The 1358-nt window shown below is 47.7% G+C and carries 1 protein-coding gene; it reads right to left on the minus strand.

Features of this window, described 5'->3' with window-relative positions; all coding sequences use genetic code 11:
• On the minus strand, nucleotides 1-1358 hold a 1358-nt coding region (locus R7E42_RS24310), incomplete at both ends, for a DNA gyrase subunit B (protein ID WP_318073134.1).

Genomic DNA, 1358 nt, shown 5'->3' on the forward strand with positions numbered 1-1358 from the left:
AAGAAGGTCAACAGTAGCGTACGGATGTGCGAACCATCGACGTCGGCATCGGTCATGATGATGATGTTGTGGTAACGCAGTTTGTCCGGGTTGTACTCGTCACGACCGATACCACAGCCAAGTGCTGTAATAAGCGTTGCAACTTCTTGCGAAGACAACATCTTGTCGAAACGTGCTTTTTCTACGTTCAGGATCTTACCTTTCAGCGGTAGGATTGCCTGATTCTTACGGTTACGACCCTGCTTAGCTGAACCACCCGCAGAGTCACCCTCCACAATGTATAGTTCAGAGAGTGCCGGATCTTTTTCCTGACAGTCTGCAAGTTTGCCTGGTAGGCCTGCTAGGTCTAGCGCGCCTTTACGACGAGTCATTTCACGCGCTTTACGTGCGGCTTCACGTGCACGTGCTGCATCGATGATTTTCGAACAAACCATCTTCGCTTCGCTTGGGTTTTCGACCAAGAACTCAGATAATTTCTCACCCATCGCCGATTCAACCGCTGATTTCACTTCAGAAGAAACCAGTTTGTCTTTGGTTTGGCTCGAGAATTTTGGATCAGGCACTTTTACCGAAACAACGGCTGTCAAACCTTCACGCGCATCGTCGCCTGACGTTGCTGTTTTCGCTTTCTTCGAGAAACCTTCTTTATCCATAAAGCTGTTTAGCGTACGTGTTAGTGCCGCACGGAAACCAGCAAGGTGAGTACCACCATCGCGCTGTGGAATGTTGTTGGTGAAACAGAAGATGTTCTCTTGGAAACCATCGTTCCACTGCATTGCCACTTCTACCGAAATGCCGTCTTCACGTTCTAAGTCGAAGTGGAAGATTTTCTCGATGATTGGTGTTTTGTTGGTGTTTAAGTGCTGAACGAACGCTTGAATACCACCTTCATACATGAAGTGGTCTTGCTTGTCCGCTTCGCGCTCATCAATAAGCTTGATAGAAACGCCTGAGTTCAAGAACGATAGCTCACGCAGACGTTTTGCTAGGATGTCGTAATGGAATTCAGTGTTAGAGAAAGTTTCTGCACTTGGCCAGAAACGAATTTGTGTACCAGTTTTATCCGTATCACCCACAACCGCTAGAGGCGCTTCAGGCTCACCATGACGGTAAGTTTGCGTGTGGATATGACCGCCACGATGGATGGTTAGTACCACTTTTTCTGACAGTGCGTTTACTACCGAAACACCCACGCCGTGAAGACCGCCTGATACTTTGTACGAGTTATCATCGAACTTACCACCAGCGTGCAGTACGGTCATGATAACTTCTGCTGCTGATACTTTTTCTTCTGGGTGCATTTCTGTTGGAATGCCACGACCATCATCGCTAACGGAAACCGAGTTATCCTCATGAAT

It is taken from the genome of Vibrio sp. Vb1337, from assembly GCF_033338715.1.
Lineage (GTDB): Bacteria > Pseudomonadota > Gammaproteobacteria > Enterobacterales > Vibrionaceae > Vibrio > Vibrio alginolyticus.